The 22,331-nt window shown below is 33.1% G+C and carries 20 protein-coding genes, 1 tRNA gene and 1 pseudogene; 16 read left to right on the top strand and 6 right to left on the bottom strand.

Annotated elements, in window-relative coordinates; translation table 11 throughout:
- Positions 1 to 216: 216 nt before the first annotated feature.
- From ACU8DI_RS08035 to ACU8DI_RS08015, 5 genes are read right to left on the bottom strand one after another with little or no spacing between them, the layout of a single operon-like run.
- Positions 217 to 1,590, bottom strand: a complete 1,374-nt coding sequence (locus ACU8DI_RS08035) for an MBL fold metallo-hydrolase RNA specificity domain-containing protein (RefSeq protein ID WP_447112250.1) — start codon at positions 1,588 to 1,590, stop codon at positions 217 to 219.
- 9 nt (positions 1,591 to 1,599) lie between these two features.
- Entirely contained in the window at positions 1,600 to 2,430 is an 831-nt protein-coding gene (locus ACU8DI_RS08030) for a restriction endonuclease (RefSeq protein ID WP_447112249.1), read from the bottom strand.
- A 2-nt stretch (positions 2,431 to 2,432) separates the two neighbouring features.
- A complete protein-coding gene (locus ACU8DI_RS08025; RefSeq protein WP_447112248.1) occupies positions 2,433 to 3,278 on the bottom strand; it encodes a universal stress protein in 846 nt (281 codons plus the stop codon).
- Between the two features lie 41 nt (positions 3,279 to 3,319).
- Complete coding sequence (locus tag ACU8DI_RS08020) at positions 3,320 to 4,159, bottom strand: universal stress protein (protein WP_447112247.1); 840 nt, start codon at positions 4,157 to 4,159, stop codon at positions 3,320 to 3,322.
- Between the two features lie 21 nt (positions 4,160 to 4,180).
- On the bottom strand, positions 4,181 to 5,035 hold the full coding sequence (locus ACU8DI_RS08015) for a universal stress protein (RefSeq protein ID WP_447112246.1): 855 nt from the start codon (positions 5,033 to 5,035) through the stop codon (positions 4,181 to 4,183).
- Between the two features lie 245 nt (positions 5,036 to 5,280).
- Here ACU8DI_RS08015 and ACU8DI_RS08010 point away from each other — a divergent pair, with 245 nt between their 5' ends.
- The 14 genes and pseudogenes from ACU8DI_RS08010 to ACU8DI_RS07945 all read left to right on the top strand — a co-directional run bounded on the left by ACU8DI_RS08010 (position 5,281) and on the right by ACU8DI_RS07945 (position 20,831).
- Entirely contained in the window at positions 5,281 to 5,748 is a 468-nt protein-coding gene (locus tag ACU8DI_RS08010; RefSeq protein ID WP_447112245.1) for a pyridoxamine 5'-phosphate oxidase family protein, read from the top strand.
- Positions 5,749 to 5,963: 215 nt separating this feature from the next.
- Positions 5,964 to 6,416, top strand: a pseudogene (locus tag ACU8DI_RS08005) (type I restriction-modification system subunit M N-terminal domain-containing protein); the annotation flags it as partial.
- An 82-nt stretch (positions 6,417 to 6,498) separates the two neighbouring features.
- Positions 6,499 to 8,265 (top strand): DUF262 domain-containing protein, encoded by a 1,767-nt coding sequence (locus tag ACU8DI_RS08000; protein WP_447112244.1) that lies wholly within the window; start codon positions 6,499 to 6,501, stop codon positions 8,263 to 8,265.
- Positions 8,266 to 8,307: 42 nt separating this feature from the next.
- Positions 8,308 to 8,439, top strand: coding sequence for a hypothetical protein (locus ACU8DI_RS07995; protein ID WP_447112243.1), 132 nt, complete (start codon positions 8,308 to 8,310; stop codon positions 8,437 to 8,439).
- Positions 8,440 to 8,773: 334 nt separating this feature from the next.
- Positions 8,774 to 9,082, top strand: coding sequence for a helix-turn-helix domain-containing protein (locus tag ACU8DI_RS07990; protein ID WP_447112242.1), 309 nt, complete (start codon positions 8,774 to 8,776; stop codon positions 9,080 to 9,082).
- The gene (gene dcm, locus ACU8DI_RS07985; RefSeq protein WP_447112241.1) at positions 9,072 to 10,307 is read left to right on the top strand and encodes a DNA (cytosine-5-)-methyltransferase; all 1,236 of its coding nucleotides are present in this window, start codon (positions 9,072 to 9,074) and stop codon (positions 10,305 to 10,307) included. Before ACU8DI_RS07990 ends, dcm begins: the two co-directional genes overlap by 11 nt.
- The gene (locus tag ACU8DI_RS07980) at positions 10,307 to 11,494 is read left to right on the top strand and encodes a hypothetical protein (RefSeq protein WP_447112240.1); all 1,188 of its coding nucleotides are present in this window, start codon (positions 10,307 to 10,309) and stop codon (positions 11,492 to 11,494) included. The genes dcm and ACU8DI_RS07980 overlap by 1 nt, the downstream gene beginning before the upstream one ends.
- The gene (locus ACU8DI_RS07975) at positions 11,487 to 12,887 is read left to right on the top strand and encodes a Sau3AI family type II restriction endonuclease (RefSeq protein WP_447112239.1); all 1,401 of its coding nucleotides are present in this window, start codon (positions 11,487 to 11,489) and stop codon (positions 12,885 to 12,887) included. Before ACU8DI_RS07980 ends, ACU8DI_RS07975 begins: the two co-directional genes overlap by 8 nt.
- 1,236 nt (positions 12,888 to 14,123) lie before the next feature.
- Positions 14,124 to 14,912, top strand: a complete 789-nt coding sequence (locus ACU8DI_RS07970; protein WP_447112238.1) for a phage integrase SAM-like domain-containing protein — start codon at positions 14,124 to 14,126, stop codon at positions 14,910 to 14,912.
- Positions 14,890 to 15,930 carry a protein rep gene (locus ACU8DI_RS07965; RefSeq protein ID WP_447112459.1) on the top strand — a complete coding sequence of 347 codons (1,041 nt, stop codon included), beginning with the start codon at positions 14,890 to 14,892 and terminating at the stop codon, positions 15,928 to 15,930. The genes ACU8DI_RS07970 and ACU8DI_RS07965 overlap by 23 nt, the downstream gene beginning before the upstream one ends.
- 72 nt (positions 15,931 to 16,002) lie before the next feature.
- Positions 16,003 to 16,269 (top strand): hypothetical protein, encoded by a 267-nt coding sequence (locus ACU8DI_RS07960; protein WP_447112237.1) that lies wholly within the window; start codon positions 16,003 to 16,005, stop codon positions 16,267 to 16,269.
- 118 nt (positions 16,270 to 16,387) lie between these two features.
- Positions 16,388 to 19,546: an Eco57I restriction-modification methylase domain-containing protein gene (locus ACU8DI_RS07955; protein WP_447112236.1), complete on the top strand. Its 3,159-nt coding sequence runs from the start codon at positions 16,388 to 16,390 to the stop codon at positions 19,544 to 19,546.
- 1 nt (position 19,547) lies between these two features.
- Positions 19,548 to 19,898 carry a hypothetical protein gene (locus tag ACU8DI_RS07950; RefSeq protein ID WP_447112235.1) on the top strand — a complete coding sequence of 117 codons (351 nt, stop codon included), beginning with the start codon at positions 19,548 to 19,550 and terminating at the stop codon, positions 19,896 to 19,898.
- A 3-nt stretch (positions 19,899 to 19,901) separates the two neighbouring features.
- A complete protein-coding gene (locus ACU8DI_RS07945; protein WP_447112234.1) occupies positions 19,902 to 20,831 on the top strand; it encodes a restriction endonuclease in 930 nt (309 codons plus the stop codon).
- 122 nt (positions 20,832 to 20,953) lie between these two features.
- Here ACU8DI_RS07945 and ACU8DI_RS07940 read toward each other — a convergent pair.
- Positions 20,954 to 21,038, bottom strand: a tRNA-Ser gene (locus tag ACU8DI_RS07940).
- Positions 21,039 to 21,192: 154 nt separating this feature from the next.
- Between ACU8DI_RS07940 and ACU8DI_RS07935 the strand changes: the two genes are divergently transcribed.
- Positions 21,193 to 21,822, top strand: a complete 630-nt coding sequence (locus ACU8DI_RS07935) for an NAD(P)H-dependent oxidoreductase (RefSeq protein ID WP_447112233.1) — start codon at positions 21,193 to 21,195, stop codon at positions 21,820 to 21,822.
- 88 nt (positions 21,823 to 21,910) lie between these two features.
- Positions 21,911 to 22,327, top strand: coding sequence for a thioredoxin family protein (locus tag ACU8DI_RS07930; RefSeq protein ID WP_447112232.1), 417 nt, complete (start codon positions 21,911 to 21,913; stop codon positions 22,325 to 22,327).
- The last annotated feature ends 4 nt before the right edge of the window (positions 22,328 to 22,331 follow it).

The following is a 22,331-nucleotide window of genomic DNA, read 5'->3' as shown; positions in this document are numbered from 1 at the left end:
GAACAGTCCCTCATACCGTTCCCCACTTTCATAGAGTTGTTGATGAGCTTGCGATTTTATGTGTTTACTGATGAAGATGTTTGTTTCCAACGTTTGATTTGAACAAAGTCTTCAGAACCTCCTCATTAGTCCTTCTAAGTTACGTTTTATACTGTAGCATTAAAATGATATATATCATATTTAGAGGATTTTATATGAAAGTAACTTGCTAAAAGATCATAACAGTAGTTTGTCCACATCGGTGAGTTTAGGGATACAAACGTTCCAGTGGAATTCTGATTGAAGTTTGACACGAAGGGCATCCAAAGCGTTGGGTTCGCCATGAATTAAAAAGACTTTTTCGGGGAAATTTTTAAGGTGACTTACCCAGTGTAATAAATCGTTTTGATCGGCATGGGCTGATAAGCTTTCAATACATTCAATGCGCGCTTTTACAGGATAGTATTTGCCGAAGAAACGAATTTCATGAGCGCCTTCTTTCAATTGTCGTCCACGTGTACCTTCAGCTTGATATCCAACTAAAAGAACGGTTGTTGAAGGTTCTTCTATAAGCTGCTGAAGATAGGTAAGAACGCGTCCGCCTGTGACCATCCCACTACCAGCAATCACGATTTTAGAACGTTTGTCGTCTATGGTTTCCCAGGTTTCTTTATACGATGACACTATATTGACATGCTCACACATCGCCTCATATTCGGCTAATGGTAGTTTGTGCCATTTAGGAAAGCGCCTGAAAACTTGAAGCACATTTGTACCCATCGGACTATCGATAAAAATGGGAATATTCGGAATTCTATGCTGCTTATAAAGTTTCCATAAGATATACATCAGCGTTTGTAAGCGCTCCACAGCAAAACTAGGAATGATAAGATTGCCCTTATTTTGAATGGTTTCAAGAATGAGCTTGGCTAACTTGGTTTCTACATCGTCGTTGGGATGCAATGTATTGCCATAGGTACTCTCTAAAAACAGATAGTCGGCCCATTCTGGTAATTTTGGGTCATCTAGAAGATAATCATTTCTGCGACCAACATCCCCTGAAAACACCAAGCGTTTGCCATTAATATCTAATTCAATGAAGGTGGCACCAATGATATGGCCGTTGTACTGGAAGCGATACGATATATGTTCAGAGAGTTGATGCCATGAATAGACCAAAGCGACTTCAAATTTTTGAATGGTCGTTTCAGCTTCCTTGACTGTATAAAAGGGTAAAGCAGGCTCGTGTTTACTGTAATGCTCTTTATTGGCTTTGTTGGCCTCTTCTTCTTGAATTTTGGCGCTGTCTCGAAGAATGATTTCTGCTATGGCTAGGGTTGGAGCTGTTCCTATGATGGCTCCTTTAAACCCTTGTTTCATCAGTCTGGGCAAATAGCCAACGTGGTCCAAATGGCCATGTGTGAGTAACACCACATCGACCTCATGAACTTTAATAGGGAGATCGTTCCAATTGAGTTCACGAAGTTCCTTTAATCCTTGGAACATCCCGCAATCAATCATGATGTGTTTTTCTGAAGTTTCAACGAGAAACTTGGATCCTGTAACGGTTCCTGAAGCTCCTAAAAAGTTTATTTTAGCGTAGTGATCCATGAGTTATAGTTATTGATGACACAATTGTTTGATTTCAGAAAGGATGCGTTCTTTTCTGATGTTAGACACTCCTAAATGGTCTAAGTAAAAGGGTGATTTTAATAATTCACGACAAAGCACAATGTCTCTTTCAAGCAGAAATTGTTTTTCTCTTTTGGTGAGTAAGGTCGATACGGTAATAGGGTAGAGCTGCCATTGATCAATACGATCTTTCAAGCTGTGATCTTTCGGATGATTCCAGCTCAAAAGGTAGAGTCCGCTACATTGCCCATAATCCAGAGCATCTTTTGTAAACTTAGTGTTTGTAACTACCCAACCTTGAGCAAGGGTGTTTTTAGATGTCCAATGATTCTTAATATCCAAATAGCGCGAGTGAATGTATAAGGGAACTTTAACATTGCATTTGAGTCCTTGTTCACTGTGAAACTTACATTCAATAATTGTTGTGCTATGATCTTTGTGAGCCATCACATCAATTTCATGTGTCACACATTTGCCTTGTAGGATTTTATTCACTTCAGTTTGAAATCCGGAAGCTCGAAGCACCGCACTGATAAACCTTTCAAACGGAAATCCGGTTGGACCCAATTCATAAATAGCTTTTTTAAGTTTGTATTTTGATGCCAGATGACCTCGTTGCTTCTTTAATAAAGCAAAGGCTCTATTATAAATTTCTTTGGTGGAAATGCCTTGGTACAATTCGGCACGTACCTTCTCAATAATGTGATTTATCGTAGCTGCATCGGCACCTGTTCTTTTAAGAGACGTACGAAGTTTGTCTTCTGAAAACCTTGCGGTCTCACCTGAAGCTTTTATAATATCTATCGCTTGAACTGTCATAATTATGGTTTTGTGGGTGCTTCAGGAATCACTAGGAATGGAATTAGAGGCTGAAAACCAATCTTCTTGATCACAGGTTCTTTCAGAATGCGCTCAATCATGTGGTGCTTGTAACGAAATATCACCAATAAATCAATGTCCAAGGCCTTTATAAAATCGTTAATTTCCTTGGTCTTTTTTGAATATTTTGGCATAAAATGAAAGCTATGATCGTAGTTCATGAGATAGTTGTCTAATTGTGACTTGTTGTAGGCTTCTAGTTCGGTCAAGGTGCCATCCTCGAGAATACATACCACGCGAATTTTACTGTCGTAAAGTGCGGCAAACCGCTTTAAATGATGTAATTCTTGGGTACCAAAAAAGTGCTTGTAGTCTGTTGGAAATACCAACTGTTTAGGTGGTACAAAATCAAATTCGTCAGGTACGACGAGTATCGGACAATCGTTGAGATGTGTTAAAACATGTACTGTATGACTTCCGAAGAAAAACTCTTGAGCACCAGTAGCGCCTTTTGTACCCATAATTACCAAATCAATCTGATGCGTTTTAACAGCCATTTCTATGGCCTTTAGGAGTTGATCCTTGCTCGTTATGATTTCAAATTGGTGATTGGCATTCCCATTTACCGTTTCTGCCATCGACTTTAATTCTATAAGTTCTGTCACGGCATTATCCAAAATAGTTTTCAGATGCGTGTTGGAGCTAGTAGACATGGCTGAAAGATGCAGATTGGCAGCATGTAACAAATAGAAGGTACAGGATTCGTCCTTGAATAACTTTAGCGCATAAACAATGGCACTCCAGGCATTATCAGAAAAATCAGTTGGTAGAAGTATGTGCTTTTTCATAATTAGAGAATTTGTGTTGTTAGCAAGTCATTGCGCATATATCATGTGGAAGGAATGACTAAAAACGGAATGTTTAAATGAAAGCCTATATGGTTGATGGTGGATTTAAAAAACAGATTTTCAAAAAACGAATGTTTATTGTTGATCATCACGAGTAAATTAATACGTGATTTTAATTGAAAACTATTGATGGCATCCGGAACATCCGTATTCGTTACATTGTGAAAGAGGTGAGCCGTTTTTTCAAAATAAGTTTCCAGTTTGTTCTTGTTCTTTAGTTGCACTTCGGAAAGCGCATTTCCGTAGGAAATATGTAAAATATTCACACGCGCATGAAAGTGATTGGCTAGGTCTGTGATGGGTTGGATATGACGGTCTTCAAAATTAATTTGAAAGTCGGACGGAAACAATAGTTCATGAGGTGCTTCATAGCTAAAGCCACTAGGAATAGCCAGTAACGGACATTTAGTGTTTTTAATCACATGCACCGTATTGGAACCGAATAAAATTTCCTGTATACCAGAGGCGCCCTGTGTTCCCATAATAATTAAATCCATAACACCACCTTGGTAAAGCGCTTCGATCTCGGCAGTGAGCGTATTAAAGGCAGCGATATGAGAAAAGGTATGCTTGGCATTCTTAAAGGTTTTATCGATACGCTTTTGTAATGTATTCAAGCCATTTCTCGAGCTTTCTTCCATAGCATTTTCTAAGCCAATAGGAGCCACACCCAATTGTGCCGCTTCCAATTGGTAGATGGCTGGTGTGTAGGTATGCAACAGGGTAAACAAACAAGTTTGGTCTTTGAATAACTGAAGCGCGTAACTGATAGCGTTCCATGAGTTATCTGAAAAATCGGTGGGTAGCAATATGCGTTTCATCGTACTGTGTTTTTAAAGTTGTTAGGTGTTGTTCCGCTTTATATTTTGCATCGCTAAAAATGGAATGTCCAGATTTAAGGACATTTCATCAACGGTGGATTGAAATAATAGATGTTCAAGAAAAGAATGTCTGGTATTGACCATGACCAACAGATCGATATGCTGTTTTTTGACATATGAGAATATCCCATTGATGATATTTGTGTGAGCTTCGGTTTTAAAATGGACTTGAAGATCGGCTAACTCCAGCGTCAAAAATTCTTTGTTGTCTTCTTGTCGTCGCGATAAATGTTCGCTTTTTGATATATAAAGCATCTCAATCACAGAGCGATAAGGCACGGTCATTTCTTTCAGTAGCTTTAACTCTCGTCGTGTATACGGAAGCATATAATTGGTTGGAAACAACACTTTTTTGGGTTGTGTGTATTCGTACCCTTCAGGAATCGAAAGCACAGGACAACTCACATAGCGCATTACCTTTACGGTATTACTTCCAAAAGTCAATGATTTATCATTGGTAATGCCTTTGGTTCCCATAATAATTAAGTCGATATTTTTGCCTTCCGTGATAAGGTCAATTTCATCAACAAGACTATTATATGCCGACATCACCGCATATTGGTGTCTCGGATTGGGATACGCCTTTTCTAAAGTTTTTAATACCTGTTGTAACTTCACGTGACACGTCTTTTCATGCGTACTAACAACGGTTTCGAAATCGTGGGATTCTAATAATTCAATTGCGTTGTAGACCTCATCTTGATAGGTATGCAAGATGTAAAAATGCGTCTTTTCGTATTTGAAAAGTTCTAAAGCATAACGGATGGCATTCATCGCGTTATTTGAAAAATCTGTTGGAATAAGAATGTGTTTCATGATACATCAACTTTGTTATTAAAGTTAGGTCCATACACAAGAATAAACTATGATATATATCAGATTTTAAGAAAATTAACAGTCGTTAGATCTCAGGTAAACTAAAACAGAAATAAGTGAATTAACTGACGATTGTCATAGTTCCTATGTTTTAAAATAGCTACCTTAAGGTCATGATTGCGATGGGTATGTGCCAATTGAAAAAAGCATGACCATCACAAGTGTCACCAGAAAATAAGAACATCATGAGAAGAAATTTAACCACTGAGGAAAGTCTACGAGTATTGTCGAATAACTATATCGGTCATCTCGCTTATATTTATCATTCAGAACCTTTTATTGCGCCCATTACTTATTTTTATGATGAGCGTGTTCATGCGGTAATTGGTTATTCTTCGGAAGGCCATAAGATCACTGCCATGAGAAAAGCGAATAAGGTGTGTATGGAAGTCTCAGACATCACATCGGTGAATCACTGGGATTCTGTGTTGGTACATGGGACCTACAAGGAATTGTCTGGAAGCGAAGCGAAATCCTATTTGCATGATTTTTCATTGGGTGTTAAAGATTTAATCATCAGAAAAGAGCATCGCAAGTTGGATTTTATCAAGGAGTTTTCGAGTAAAATTTACAAGGATGATTTACCCATCGTGTTTCTTATTGCTATAGAAGAGATTACCGGAAAGATGCGACGGTTTCGGGAGGAGGATTGAAAATCGTGTTTCAATAACAAAAACCATAGACTAATCTTCTGTGGTTTTTGCTGTTTCAAGTATTGTACTTGTTTGCGGATCAAGCTTATCCATTTTTGATATGTCTTTGTTTTTAAATGCAATTATAGAAAACAACACCAATAACAGCTTGTTAAGATTTGTTTTTCTATATTTGAGAAGCTTATATTCTCCCTATAATTTATAATCATTATTGAATGTCAGAAGAACAAAAGAAACTGTTAGAGCAACAACTATGGAATATTGCCAACGAACTTCGCGGTAAAATGGATGCCGATGAGTTCAGAGATTACATTCTAGGCTTTATTTTTTATAAATACCTTTCCGAAAAACAATACCTATATGCCAATCAATTACTGGAAACCGAAACGGTTAAGGATTACTTGTTGGTGACCAACCCAGACGATTTAGAGGCCATTAGGGAAGAGTCCTTACTTAAATTAGGCTACTTTTTAAAACCAGAAGAGTTGTTCAGCTTTATAGCCAAAAAAGGCAATGCCAATACCGAAAATGAAAGTAATTTTATTTTGGGCGATTTGGAAAGCATTTTAAACAGTATCGAGCAAAGTAAGATGGGTACAGAGAGTGAAGATGATTTCAACAAACTCTTTGAAGATTTAGATCTTAATAGTACGAAGTTAGGAAGAAGCACTTTCAGATTGAGAAAACGCTTGGGCAGAAAACCAAAAAGCAGAAGAAAAGTTTAAGAACATTTTAAAAGAGTTTATATAAATGGCATACGAAACGCCCATAACCATAAAGAAGGCAATTGATAATATCAGGCGTAAGAAATATTTGCTTCCGTCAATCCAGCGAGAATTTGTTTGGGATACATGGCAAATAGAACGTCTTTTTGATTCACTAATGCGAGATTATCCAATAAGTACTTTTCTATTTTGGAAATTATCAAAAGAAAAAACTAAGGATTTTCAATTCTATGAGTTTTTAAGAAATTATCATGAAAAAAATAATCGTCATAATATTAAGGCTGATCTTTTCGGTGATGAGGATATAATTGCTCTGTTAGATGGACAGCAGCGAATGACCTCTTTGTATATTGCACTTGCTGGAAGTATATCTGAAAAAGCACCATACTACAGATGGGACAGTCCACATGCTTTTCCCGATAAGAAAATGTATCTTGATTTATTTGCTGAAGCTGAAGATGCAGATTTGAAATATGATTTTCGTTTTTTAACTGAAAAAGAGTTAAATGATTACGAAGACGATGAAAATGTCTTTTGGTTTGAAGCAAGTAACATTATGTCAATGGAAGATAGTTCTTCTGTAATGCAATACGCTATTCAAAATGATTTAATGAATACTGCTAAATACACAAAAGAGCAATCAAGTTTTGCACTGGATACTCTATCAAAATTTCAAAATGTTATACATCAAAAAGGTACAATCAGTTTTTATTTAGAAGAAAGTGAAGAATTGGACAAAGTGCTACAAATCTTTATTAGAATAAACAGTGGTGGTACTAAACTTAGTTATTCAGATTTATTACTTTCAATAGCTACTGCTCAATGGGAAGAAAAAGACGCGAGAGAAGTAATCCATCAATTTGTTGATGAAATAAATTCAATTGGAGACGGTTTTAAATTTAATAAAGATTTTGTTCTAAAAAGTTGCTTAGTTCTTGCTGATTTGAATGACATAAAATTTAAAGTAGATAATTTCACTAAAGCCAATATGGCTATTATTGAAAACAAATGGAATGGCATTTCAGTCTCTGTTAAAAGAGCTGTAGAACTCGTAAGCAAACTAGGTTATAGCAGAGATAATTTACCAGCAACTAACACGGTTATTCCTATAGCTTATTTTATATATAAGAATGAATTTGAAAATACCATTCTTCATTCTCAATCGAGACAACAGGATAGACTTCAAATAAAAGAATGGCTAGCTCGTGTTTTAATTAAAGGAACCTTTGGTGGTCAACCAGATTCAATTTATCCTGTAATGAGAAAATTGATTAATGAGCATAAAGGTCATTTCCCTTTAACAGAGATTATAAATTATTACAAAGGTCGAAGAAAATCAATATCGTTTACAGAAGACGATATTGAAAGTATTTTAGAATTGAATTATGGAAAAGCACAAACATTTTCCGCATTGGTTTTATTGTATCCATCATTAAATTGGAATTTTAAATATCATCAAGATCATATACATCCAAAATCATACTTTTCAACAAGAAAACTAAATAGACTTGGATTTACTAATGCAGAACAGATTCAAGAATTTCAGTCTAGATTTAATACCTTACCTAATCTTCAATTATTACAGGCCAATGAAAATACAGAGAAAAATAATAAGCCCTTTGAATCATGGTTAGATGAAGTTTATCCAAATGCTGAAGATAAGCGTACATTTATATTACAACATCATATCCCTACAGATGTTTCTCTTGAGCTTGAAGATTTTGTTCAATTTTTTGAGGCAAGAAGAGCTTCTATTAAAATTAAATTAATGCGTGAATTAAAAGTCAATTAATAATTTTGAATATATAGTAATCTTTATACATTAGGACAAAGTATGACAGTTCAATTTGATAAAACGTCTCAAAGAATTGTTATTGGTGGTGTTGGCACCGATTTAATTGAGAATCCATCACTTTTGAAGAGGGCAAATAAAAAGGTCATAACGAATGCCTTAGTCTTGCTTTAGTTGATATAGCTAAAGAATCCGATTAGGTCGATTGGGCAAAGCGTTATTGGAATACGTATCTTTGTCAATCTAAGCTTACAAGCTATTAAGATAAATTTTATACTATTATTGCAGAAATAGACGGTGTGCTACTTGTTGCGGAATTAGAAGAGCATAATTATTACACAAGAACTATGATGAGCTTAAAAAGTGAGAAGAGCCACATCTTTTGTACTTAACTCTAATAACCAAAAGAGCTAAAATTTACAACACTTTAAATAAACCGAAATAAAACTTGGAATTAAAAATTGTTTTTATAAATTTGGACAATATTTGTCTAAAACTATTATGACCAATGAAAACATTAGGCGACACTTTAAAATGTGCTAGAGAAGAAAAAGAATTGATACTACGAAAAGTTGCGGCTGAAGTAGATATTGACCAATCTTTAATAAGTAAATTCGAGAAAAACGAAAGAAAACCGACAATGGAACAAATTGTAAGACTTGCAAAGTTTTACGGACTTCCCGAAAATGAACTTATCATAAATTGGTATTCGGAAAAAATAGCTGACGAACTAAAATACACGAAATCGACTTCCGAAATATTAAAAGTAGCAGAAGAGAAAATTAACTATTATAAAGCTCAAGAAAATGGAAAATAAGAAAATGAAAGTTGCGGAATTATTTGCAGGAGTTGGAGGGTTTCGTCTTGGACTTGAGAAAAGCAATTACGAAGTTGTTTGGAGTAATCAATGGGAACCTTCAACCAAAACGCAACACGCATCATTGGTTTATGAAGCTCGTTTTGGAAAAGAAAATCATTCTAACGAAGATATAAACAATATTGTAACAAGAAATGTAGAAGAAATTCCAGACCACGATTTATTAGTTGGCGGTTTTCCATGTCAAGATTATTCTGTTGCTACTACATTACATAATTCAAAAGGTTTAAAAGGTAAAAAAGGTGTTCTTTGGTGGTCAATTCACAAAATTTTAGAGAATAAAAAGAACAAGCCAAAATATCTTTTTTTAGAAAATGTTGATAGACTTTTAAAGTCACCAGCAAAACAAAGAGGTCGTGATTTTGCTGTTATGTTACAAAGTTTAAATGATTTAGGTTATGCAGTTGAATGGCGAGTTATAAATGCAGCTGAATATGGAATGCCACAACGTAGAAGACGAGTTTTCTTTATAGGTTATTACAAATCAACTGACGTTTATAAAAGACTTCAAAAATCAAATAAAATAAATTGGCTAACAGAAGAAGGAACAATTGCAAATGCTTTTCCTGTTTCAAAAACAAATTCAATTCAAGAAGTTGAATTAAAAGGAGATTTAGTAGAAATAACCAACAATTTCAATATAGATGGAAAATTATCGCCTTTTCAAAATACAGGTTTACTAGTAAAAGGTAAAGTTTACACAACTAAAACAGAGCCAAATTATGATGGAAAGAAAACTGTTTTAGCAGACGTATTACAAAATGGAGAGGTAACACCTGAATTTTTCATTGATGAAAATGACAAACCAAAATGGGAATATTTGAAAGGTGCTAAAAAAGAAAAAAGAAAAACAAAAGAAGGTTTTGAATACAATTATAGTGAGGGAGGAATGATTTATCCAGACGCTCTAGATAATGCTTCAAGAACAATAATAACAGGAGAAGGTGGAAAATCACCTTCAAGATTCAAACACGTTGTTGTTTCTGATAGAGGTTTACGAAGATTAACACCAATTGAGTTAGAAAGACTAAATATGTTTCCAGATAATCACACTAAACTCGATGGAATTACTGACACGAAACGTGCATTTTTTATGGGAAATGCTTTAGTTGTCGGTGTAATTGAAAAAATTGGACAAGAACTTTATAAACAGATAAATTCATAGTGGCAGGATATTTATTTGGTATTGGTAAAAAGGCAAATGGTAAACCCGATTTTGATGCTCTCAATCATTGTCTAGAAACAGGAACTTATTCCACTATAATGTCTTCACCTAACGGGATTTGGAATAAGCAACAAGAAGGAACTTTAGCTGATTATATTTCTATGAAAGAAGGCGACAACGTGTACTTCTTTATAGATAGAAAAATATATGGTATAGGAAGATTAGTTAATATTAATGGTTCTTGTAAATTTCTTAACTATCCTAATTCAAATCTTCCTGTAAATCAAAACTACAATGAAATCCAAGATTCCTTATTATATGATAATGGAGGAAACAGTATAAATAATCGCTTCATATGCACATTTGAACCTTTTCCATTTTTTTTCCAAAATGGAATTGATATGGATGAAACATTATCATCTGCTCCAGAAAAATTCAAAATTTTAAGAGTTTTTTGGAAATTAAGCTTTATTAAATTTTCAGATACTGAAAATCAAGCCTTTAAAGATATCATTTTAAGAAGAAATATTGTTGCAATAAACAATCCTAATAACGATAATACCTTTGAAAGTAATTACCAGATTAGTCACGATAGAATAAGAGAAAAAACAAATAATAATCTTGATTACCAGCTAAACATAGCTCCGTTTTTAAACACTATAAATAACGAAAATGGAAGCTTAAGACACGAAATGGCTATTGAAGCATCTCTAATATACCAGATTACCAATAATTCAGAAAATACAATAAATATTTTTGGATCTTGGGATTATATTACTCATCAAGTTATTGCTTCACCGTTTAAACCTGTTGACTATATGGACAAAATGGATGTTTTTGGTTACAAATATATCCAAGATCAAAAACCAACGATTTCAGATTATTTGGTAGTAGAAATTAAGAAAGATGAAATTAATTCGCAAGATATATTACAATTAATGAAATATGTTGATTGGGTAAAAAACGATTATGCTTATGGTGATTACAGTATGATAAAAGCGTTTATGCTTGGTTTTAGTTACACACAAGACGCATTAGATACTTTCCTTGAAAATGTTGAGCGTAAGTTTATAAAAGGTGTAAGACCATCTGTTTCTACAGAATGGAAAAACGTAAAATTAATTCAGTACAGATTCAACGAAGAGAATAATTTATTAGACTTCACAGATATTACACCAAATGAATAACGAAAGGAATTTTGAAATTAACTCGCCAAATTCAATAATTGAGTTTGCAAAACTACTTAAAAATCAAACGTTAAGACAAGCTTGTGGAGTTGAAATTGAAAAACACGGTTATAAAGGAAAGGGAAATTTTGGTCAGATTTTAGAGAAATTCTATTTTGGTTACGAACCCAATTCTGATACAGAACCTGATTTTAAAGAAGCTAGAATTGAACTAAAATCTAGTCCATTAAAAACTTTAAAAAATGGAGAATATCGTTCAAAAGAGAGACTCGTTTTAAATATCATAAACTATTTACAAGTTCACAAAGAAGAGTTTGAAACTAGTTCATTTTGGAAAAAAAACGCACATTTACTTTTAGTTTTCTATCTACACGACAGGGATTTAGATTTACTTGACTACTTAATAAAGTTAGTTGACGGCTGGCAATATCCGAACGAAGATTTAAAAATCATAAAGCAAGATTGGGAAATTATAAATCAAAAGATTAAAGACGGAAAAGCTCACGAATTATCAGAAGGAGACACTTTCTATCTTGGTGCTTGTACTAAAGGCTCAACTGCTTTAAAATCGTTCAGGGATCAACCCTTTAATGAAGAAAAAGCGAAACAAAGAGCCTATTCTTTAAAACAAGGTTATGTAAATCACATAATTGCAAATATTGCTCAAGAGGAAAGTGCTGTTTATGGAAAAATAATTGAACGACCTGAAATTTTAGAAAAAATACGCTCAATAGAAGAAATAGTCATTCAAAAATTTCATCCATTTTACGGAAAATCCGCGGAACAAATTGAAAAAGAATTAGATTTAGAATTAAATCAAAAAGCCAAAAGCTATTTTGCAAATCTTACAAATGCAATTCTTGGACTTGAACTTGGTCAAAAAATTGAGGAATTTGAAAAAGCCGATATTCAAGTCAAAACTATTCGACTTAAAGAAAATGATTTACCAAAAGAAGATATTTCGTTTCCTACATTTGAATATCAGGAACTTGTAGAAAAGGATTGGGAAGATTCAGATTTTAAGAACATTTTGGAAAGCAAATTTTTCTTCGTGTTTTATCAATTTGAGGGAGAAAATTTGATTTTAAGAAAAGTAAAGTTTTGGAATATGCCCTACTCTGATATTGTAGAAGCAAAAAATGTTTGGCAAGAAATGGTAAAAACGGTTTCCAATGGAGAAATCGTAAAAGAAGTAACTGCAAAAGGTGTAAGAAAAACTTATTTCCCAAAGAAAACTGAAAACAGAATTAGTCACGTGAGACCACACGCAAGAAATGCGGCAGATACTTATGAATTACCAGTAGCTGATAAATTAACAGGTTTGACTGAATATACAAAACATTGTTTTTGGCTAAACGCAAGTTATGTGAAAGACGAAATATATCTGAAATAAGCCAACACACAAGTCCAAAATTGCAAAAGAGCATGTCTTTGCCTACGCTAAATGACAATCTGCATAGAAAAAAGTCAGTGTACAAACACGTATATAAAAAATAGCGGTTCAATGGCTGAAACTAAAGTAATTTTACTTGTCAATATTTTCAAATTGGTTGTAAAGAAGTAGTTTCGGTCAACGATATTGTCAACCAAAAAAATAAAGCCATGTAAACCAAATGATTACAAGGCTTTTTGCGGAGAAAGAGGGATTACTGCCGTGATCGCTAAAACGCAATCCTGGCCAAGCATAAAACCGCAACAAACTAGCGTTTGTTTGGTTTTGAATGTTTATGTCAATTTATTTACAAGAATACTATGAATTTGAGAAGGGATTGTAAATCCTTCAATCACGCGCAGCTTACAATAAAGCTCTAAATAGATCTCAGAACTAACGAAACATCAATATCAAATAAACGAACGGCATCAGTTGTTGTTCGAAGTAAAACCAAGAACAGACGTGGGGTGGAAAGAGGAGCATCGCCTAGCGTAGCGATTGCGATGCGCATGATTAAGTCTGTTCGTTAGGTTTTCAAGAACAATAAGTTCAGCCTAGATTTTTTGTATCCTTTTTTATCGATGAAAAAAGGATAGGAAAGAAACGGTAATTATAAAAAAGTATATAAACAGGTAAAAGGGATTACTGCCGTGATCCCTAAAACGTAATCCTGGCCAAGCATAAAACCGCAACAAACTGCGTTTGTAGTTTACCTTTTTTATTTTATGTATAAATACAATTAGAATTTCAGAATGGATTACTGCCGTGATCCCTAAAACGTAATCCTGGGCAAGCATGAAACCTCAAACAAACTGCGTTTGTGATTTACCTTTTTATTTTAATTCATTTATAAATAATAATAAGAATTTCAGAATGGATTACTGCCGTGATCCCCAAAACGTAATCCTGGGCAAGCATGAAACCTCAAACAAACTGCGTTTGTTAGGTTTTGTATTTTCACGTCGCTTATAAAAGCAAGCTTTTAACACGTCCTAAAAATACAAAACCCGCAACGAAAGTTGCGGGTTTCTTTTGCGGAGAAAGAGGTATTTGAACCTTTTATATGTTAATATTTCTTATTTGACTTAAAATGCTGTTTGTTAATAACTTAATATAATTTGTATATATAAATATAGTTCATGAATACTATTAAAACATAACTTTACTGTCAACGATTCTGTCAACTAATAATAAGTTATGAGAAGTACATTTAATCTTAAAGAACCCAATGCAGATAAGGAAACCCTTATTCTGTTTTCAGCATATTTTAAAGATGAAGGACGTAAATTTGTCTACTCTACAGGTGAATCAATACACCCAGAAGAATGGGATTTTGAAAATAGACAGCCTAAAAACCTCAACGGAAGGACTGATTTAGCCAATAAACACAGGGCGTTGAAGCGACAATTAGACCGTTATTCAAACTTCTTTTCAGATATTATCCAGAATTACAAATTGTCAAATAGAGATATTATTATATCGGATATTAAAGATGATTTTAACGTTGAGTTTAAGCGTACAAAATCAATCTCAAGTAAGTTTTTTGAAGTTTACGATATATTTCTAAATGAAAAAAGGAATGATTATACCGAAGAAGCAAATTCACAAACTACTATTAAGCGCTATGAGTATAATAAAAAGTTGCTATTTGATTTCCAACAACACAGGAATAAGAAGATACACTTCAATCAAATAAATAAAAGCTTTTATAATGCATTTATTAATTATTGTATTAATGAGAGAGAAAAACCACAATCGGCAAATACACTAAGAAGAAATGTAGGATTACTTAAAACTTTCTTGTATTGGGCTTTAGAGAATAACCACACTTACAAAGCGGACTTTCAAAAATTCAAAGCACCAAAACCTCAACAAACCGATGAGGTCGCATTAACCTTACAGCAGGTAAAGGAAATATTTGAATATGATTTGAGTAAGAATGAGCGATTAGAAAAGGTAAGAGATTTATACATTAGGACAAAGTAGGACAGCCAAATTTGATAAAAAGTCGCAAAGTATTATTATTAATGGCGTTGGTACAGATTTAATTAACAATCCATCACTTTTAAAGAGAGCGAATAAAAAGGTCATAACAAACGCTCTTGTACTTGCTCTTGTTGATATTGCAAAAGAATCCGATGAGGTCGATTGGTCAAAACGATATTGGAATAGTTTCCATTGTCAAACCAAACTAATCGGATATAAAGATAAATTTTATACGGACTTATGCCGAAATAGATGGTGTGCTACGTGTTGCGGAATTAGAAAAGCAGAGTTATTGAATAAATATTATGAAGAGCTTTTAAAATGGGAAGAGCCACATCTTTTGACTTTAACATTAAAAACCGTTAGAGCAAATCAATTAAATAAGAGAATTGATGATATGGTTAAATCCTTCACCAGAATAAAGGACAGATGCAATAAAAGACACAAAAGGAGAAATGCAATGAAGATAATGGGCTTAAAGTCATTAGAATGTAATTTTAATGCAGTTAAACAATGGTACAATCCGCACTTTCATATCATCACACCAAATAGACAAACTGCACTATATCTAAAACAGGAATGGAAAAAAGAATGGAATAAAAATAGTTATATGGCTTCAGATAGAGCGCAAGATGTTAGAATAATTGAAAACGTGGAAAGCGGATTAATGGAAGTCATAAAATATAGTGTAAAAATGCTTAGTGAACCCGATCCAAACAATAAAAGAAAACGAAAGCGAGGAGATTTGAAGGGACTAAGTATATATGCAAAAGGATTGCATACAATTTATAAGGCAATTGACAATCACCAAATATTTAAAAGCTTTGGTTTTACATTGCCTAAACAGGCATATAAAACAGATACAACTCAAGTTATTTCTAATTATCATGTTTGGAGATATCGCATTGAAGATATGGATTGGGTTGATACCTCTACAGGAAACTATTTAACCGATTACGAATTGGACAAAAGCCTTGATTATCTTCTCAAGACTAGTATAGATAAAACATTGTTTTAATTGCTCAATTGACTTATTAACAAACTACAATTAATAGCAATCAAAGAATCGGTTAGCTATTATTTTTGTGTTATGGAATACACGAACTACTATTCAGAACTACTAAAAACACAGGGTCAACCTCATCTTAATCTTGATGAACATAAAAGGCTGTTCAACATCATTACTTTAGAGAGTCGCATAGATGAAATGGAGCGTATTAAGGACGGTTTAAGCGCAGAATACAAAAGAGGTTTATATATGAAGGTTGAAGGCTATAAAAAGCAAATTAACAAACTTACTAGAGGTTTACAGCCTAGCTCATTAATGCTTTACATGATAGAACATTCCTTATCATAAACATATTAAAGCTTAAGGTTTTAAACTTTATTTAGTGTAGTTAGGAAATTAAATTTTTACTCAACTCTTAATAGGTGCGATAAATTCTTATTTTTAGAGAATAAAAGAAACCTATTACATGGCGTTATATCAAGTTTCAGTACTCAAAAATCATCTTAAGTTACAGGATAAGGACATTGTCAATAAAGCTTATAAAAAGTACTCTAAATACTTTCTAAACCCTATCATTCAAGATAATATACGAGCATCTAAAGAAGAGGAGTATCAAGGTATATTTCTAACAGAACTCTTTGTAAATATCTTAGATTATACATTAAAGCCTAAAGCAAACTTTAACCTAGTAGCTGAGTATAAAAACGAAACCAACTCACGAAAATCAGATGGTGCAATTTTACTCAATGATAATGCTATTGGTGTTATAGAGTTAAAAGGCACAAATACCAAAGATTTAGAGAGCATAAGAAAACAAGCGTTTGATTATAAAGCAAATCAAAAAGAATGTGTTTATGTGATTACATCTAATTTTGAAAAACTAAGATTTTATATAAATGATGCAACCGAGTTTGAAGAGTTTAACCTCTTTGAGTTAACACAGGAGCGTTTTGAATTATTGTATTTATGCTTACAAAAAGATAATATTTTAAATCATATTCCCTTAGAGATAAAAGAAGCTTCAATTGTAGAGGAGGAGCAAATCACAAAACAGTTTTATAAAGACTATTCACTCTTTAAACGTGAGTTGTATCGAGATTTAGTTAAACGTAACGCAAAACGTCTTAAAATAGCCTACAGTCAATCGACCTCAACGGATAATCTAAGTGAAGAGCAAAAAATAGAAATAACACGCTTAGAAAAAAATGTAAAACTCACCTTATTCAAAAAATCCCAAAAGCTAATTGATAGGTTTCTTTTTATCTTCTTTGCTGAAGATAGAGGATTGTTACCTCCAAACAGTACAGCGCAAATATTAGACAAATGGAAAGCTGATATTGATTTTGGTGATGATAGACCACTTTACGACCTTTTTAAGCAATATTTTATGTTTTTAGATATTGGTAGACAAGGCACAACAAATAGAGCCGAAATATATGCCTATAATGGAGGATTGTTTAAAGAGGATTCTGTTTTAGATAATTTAGAAATTGATAGTGATTTACTATATAAATATACATATCAATTAGCCAATTATGATTTTGAAAGCCAAGTAGATGTTAACATTTTAGGACATATTTTTGAAAACTCACTCAATGAGATAGAGAGTGTAAATGCTGAGATTGAAGGTGGTGATTTTGATAAACAAAAAAGCAAACGAAAAAAAGATGGTGTGTTCTATACACCTAAATACATCACTAAATATATTGTTGAAAATACAGTTGGTAAACTTTGCGAGGAAAAGAAAACAGAACTAGGATTTAAAGAAGAGGAGTATTTTAAAGGTCGTAAGAATCGAAACAAGGCTACTATTGAAAAATTAGTAGAAACATTAGATACTTATAGAGATTGGTTGCTGAGGTTGACCATTTGTGACCCTGCGTGTGGTTCTGGTGCATTTTTAAATCAAGCCTTAGATTTTTTGATAAAAGAACACACCTATATAGACGAGCTTAAAACCAAAGTTTTGGGAGGTGGTTTACAGTTTCCAGATATTGAAAATACCATTTTAGAAAATAATATCTATGGTGTTGACCTCAACGAAGAATCTGTAGAAATTGCAAAATTATCTTTGTGGCTAAGAACAGCGCAACCAAGACGAAAATTAAACGATTTAAGCTCAAATATTAAATGCGGTAACTCATTAATTGATAGCAAAGTAGTTGCAGGAGATAAAGCCTTTAATTGGGAAGCTCAATTTCCTAAAGTATTTGAAGATGGTGGTTTTGATGTGATTATTGGGAATCCGCCATATGGAGCAAAAATAGACGCTAAGCAAATCGAATATTTTAGAAAAAGATATAAAACTGTTATTGGACATTCTGAAGTTTATTATTTATTCACTGAAAAAAGTTTAAATGAAATTGTAAAAATTAATGGTTATGTAGGTTTTATTATTCCAAATGCTTGGTTATCGAATAAATATGCAATGTCATTAAGAAAATGTTTGCTCGAAAAAAATATTGAGATTTTAATAAATTTTAATAAAAAAATAATTTTTGAAGATGCAAATGTGGAAACTTCAATTTTAATAATTCGTAATAATTCTTATTCTAATGAAGTATATGTAGGTCAAGAATTGGACGAGCTATATTCATTTAAGCAATTAGATTGGATAAATAGTAACAATAATATAATGTCATTTGCTTCAAATAAAAATATTGATATAATTGTTAAAAAGGTACAAAAATCTGAGTACGTTTTTTCAGATATATTAGACATTTCAAATGGTATAAAACCATATCAAGCTGGTTATGGTATTAATGAAATAGGTTTACCATTAACAAAAGATGATGTAAAAAATAAAATATATCATTCAGAAATTAAGTTAAGTGAAAATTACAAGAAAGAACTTAAGGGTAAAGGAGTAAAACGATATCAGCTAGAATGGGAGAAAAGTTATGTTAAATGGGGTAAATGGCTAATGTCTCCTAAGTCAATTCATTATTTTGAACAACCAAAAATACTTTTAAGACAAATTACAGGTGACTATTTTTTTGCAGTTTTGGATGAGGACAAGTATTATGCAGACCAATCACTATATATTTGTACTCAATACCCAAATAAAAATGAGTATCCTTTAGAGTTTTTTTTAGGTCTTATAAATAGTCGTCTTTATGGTTTTTATTTTAGAAAATTTTATTCAGAAGAAGATGATTTGTTTCCAAAAATTAAAGTGAACGAATTAAAAAATTTACCTATAAAAATACCCGATAATAATACTATTGAATTAATTAAAAGCAAGGTTTTACTTATAACAGATATTTATTCTAATTTTAATTTAACCATCCTAAAAACTCAAACTTATATTCAGCAAAAATTCCAATTAGAAAAACTTACAAAAAAATTACAAAATTGGTATGAATTAGATTTTGGAGACTTTATCAAAGAATTGAATAAAGCTATTAAAACAGCAAATAAGGAGCTTATAAAAGAAGGTTTGCAACAAATAGAAACTCTAACAAAAAAAGATGAGTTTGAGTGGTTAGACCTCTTTGAAGAAAACAAACAAAAAGCTCAAGAACTTCAAAACCAAATTAACCAAACAGATAAAGAAATTGATGCTATGGTTTATGAGTTATATGGGCTAAATGAAGAAGAAATTGAAATTGTGGAAAACAGTTAAAATGAAAAATCAAATAGAAACACACATTTGTGGTCACGATTTAATCATAGGATACAATACACCAGAAACAGATTTAAATCAAATTAATGAAACCAATTGTGGTCAATTAATATGGGTGTTATTGAAGCCAAAGCAAAAATTTACAGAACGTCAAGGTATTGAAGTTTTTGAGTTGGCAGAAAGTAAATTACTCAATGAAATAAAAAGCATTGTAAGTGATAATATCGAGTTCTATAAGAACTTTAAAATTGAATATACTTTTAATCGTCGTTCCTGTTCTTTATATAAAGAATTTTCAAACACTTTTATTAGCTCGATGCAAGTATATTTAAAAATAGAAATGAAAAAATAAATTATGTCAGATATAAAACAAGATATACCAGATTTTCAAAGCATAATGCTACCAATGTTAAAACTTTTGTCAGATGGTAAGCAATGGACACTTAACGAAGTAATGCGTACATTAACAAAACACTTTGGACTTACAGAAGAACATCTTAAAATTCAAGTGCCTAGTAAACAGATGGGTTTGTTTAGAAATCGTGTTGGTTGGACACGCAGTTATCTTAAAAAGGCAGGATTAATAAAGTACCCAGATAGAGGTGTATATCAAATTACTGAAATGGGTAAAAGCTTTTTAGAAACCAATCCAACTACATTAAGAATGAAGCAACTGGAACAGTTTCCAGATTATCAAGAATGGCGAAAAACCTTTAGTAGTAATGATAAAATTAAAGCGACCATTCAAGCAGGGACTGATGAACAAACACCCGAAGAGATTTTAGCGACTACAATTGAAGAACTTAACAATGAATTAGCTTCTGAATTATTAGATAAGCTAAAGGAAAATTCATTTCAATATTTTGAACGATTTGTAATTCAATTATTGCAAAAAATGGGTTATGGTGATTTTAATCAAGATGCTTCACAACACACAGGACAAACAGGTGACCAAGGTATAGATGGTATAATTTCTCAAGATAGATTAGGGCTAGAAAATGTCTATATTCAAGCCAAACGTTTTACAAATAATACTGTAGGCTCACCCGAGATAAGAAACTTTATCGGTTCTCTTGCTTTGCAAGGTGTAAATAAGGGTGTGTTTTTAACAACAAGTAGATTTTCATCAAGTGCTATACAAACTGCTCTAGATAGCAAACAACAAAAGATTGTATTAATTGATGGTAAGGAATTAACAGAACTAGCCATAGAGTACAATCTTGGTGTTCAAATTTCAGAAACTATAGAAATAAAAAAAATAGACTTAGATTATTTTGAAGAATAAAGAATCTTATTTATTGCGTTGTAAAAACTAACTAAATTACACCTAAAACAAGAAGAATTGTCAACGATACTGTCAACCTAAAAAACAAAGCCTTGTAAATCAGATGATTACAAGGCTATTTGCGGAGAAAGAGGGATTCGAACCCCCGGAGGTGTGACCCTCAACAGTTTTCAAGACTGCCGCATTCGACCACTCTGCCATTTCTCCGATTGCGGTTGCAAATATAGAACCCTTTTTTATTTCTTTCAAATAAAAATCGCTTTTTTTAAGAGCCTTTATACAAGCATAGATTAATTTTATGATTCTAAACACTGATAATGCGCCTTCTATCCTTACTTTTGCAGAAAAATGACCTCCTGATATGAATACCATTGATCAGCTCAAATGGCGTTATGCCACCAAAAAGTTTGATGCATCACGTACCTTGCCCGACGACAAGCTACAGATTATTAAACAAGCCTTTAATTTAACTGCTACCTCCTTTGGCCTGCAAACCATTAGCTTATTAGTCATTGAGGACAAAGTGCTAAGAGCGCAATTAGTTAAACATGCCTACCAACAACCACAGGTCGTAGACGCTTCTCATCTCTTGGTGTTTTGTATTCAAGATAATATCTCAGATACTGATGTAGACAGCTTTTTTGACAACGTCAAAAACATTCGTGAGACACCAGAAACCATTTTAGAGCCGTATCGCAACAACTTAAAAACAACGATGAAACAGATGAGTGTGCAAGAGCGACAAGAATGGTCTACCAAACAAGCTTATATCGCTTTAGGTAACTTAATGACGGTTTGCGCTATAGAAAAAATTGATGCCTGTCCCATGGAAGGCTTCGTGCCTTCAGCTTTTGATGAGGTCCTAAACCTGAAGCCTAAAAATTTAAAATCGGTATTGTTATTACCCGTTGGCTATCGGTCAGAAGACGATATGTTTTCAGGATTTAAAAAAGTAAGAAAGCCACTTCATGAAGCGGTCATAGAAATCTAGTTAAAAAGCTTTCAACCTGCTCTTGATTTATTTATATTTGTGACACATGTAACCTGCGGATGACCTTCGCATTCATTAAAAAATTCCAATGAAAAAACTTGTCTTCATAGTCGTTTTAGCAGTAGCCACGCAGCTAAATGCCCAAGATCAATTACCATGGTTAACCAATCATGATACGTCCTTAAAGCTTGCCAAAGCAGAACAAAAACCACTATTGGTGTATGTGACCAATGGTGCCAAAACGCCTGCTTCAGCACTATTAAACGACCACGTATTCAACACAGACACGTTCAAGAAGTTACAATCGAAAGTCATTTTACTACAATTAGAGGTGCCGAGCATGGAACACGCGAATTACCGCTTAGGCATTCATTATACCAAAAAAACAACGACACCAGGTTTAGGTTTAGTCGATGCTGATGGTGATACCATTGGAGAACCTTTAGCTGAAATCACTCCAGAAAGCGCGAAGTCGTTTCTGCTGTTTCTGAAATCTAAATTATAATTCG

The organism is Psychroserpens sp. BH13MA-6 (genome assembly GCF_052983595.1).
This window is presented reverse-complemented; position numbering and strand designations above follow the sequence as displayed.